Genomic DNA, 734 nt, shown 5'->3' with positions numbered 1-734 from the left:
CAGCGTTTTCTTGTTTTTTCGCTCATTGCTCTTTTCTTTATTATTTGGCATGTGACTACACCGTGGAAAGGTGAGGTTAAATTATCATGTCCACCTCAGGGAATAATTGATTTATGTGCGCATTCAGCGTGAACGGAATTATTAATTTGAGTAGAGGTTTTTAATTAAAACTGGCGTTTAATCATAAAAATACGCCTTTATGGGGATTGAAAAAATCACGCGACGACGCTGCATCAATCAGATTGTCCCATTTTCATCGATCAATGACCTGCGGGCAACTTATGCGTTTTCTCTGTGCACTTTACACTGCAAACCATCGATGCTCACACTGTCTTACTGGATGTTATCCACGGGAGTTTTCCATGAAATTGACGCAAATTCGTAACGCTACGCTGAAGGTGGACTATGCCGGAGCGACTTTCCTGATCGGCGGAAAAAGAGGCCTGGGCCGGTTTTGCCGGAGCCGCCCGTTCCTGGCTGCGCAACCCGCTGGTGTCGCTGCCGCTGTCATTAGAGGAACTGCTGGACGTGGATGCGGTGATTGTGACGCACACCCATCCCGATCATTGGGATGAGGCCGCCCAACGCCATATCCCCAAGGCGATGCCGATCTACACCCAGAATGCACAGGATGCCGCATTGATTCGCTCGCAGGGATTCTCACAGGTGCAGGTGTTGGCACAGGAAAATAGCGTAACAAATATAAAAAAAAGGAAAACTGAAAAAAAGAATAG

At 47.0% G+C, this 734-nt stretch carries 1 pseudogene; it reads left to right on the top strand.

Annotated features, from left to right (window positions below):
• Positions 1–362 precede the first annotated feature (362 nt).
• A pseudogene (locus J5224_RS32425) lies at positions 363–734 on the top strand (MBL fold metallo-hydrolase); the annotation flags it as partial.

The sequence above is a fragment of the Candidatus Symbiopectobacterium sp. NZEC135 genome, assembly GCF_025962695.1.
This window is presented reverse-complemented; position numbering and strand designations above follow the sequence as displayed.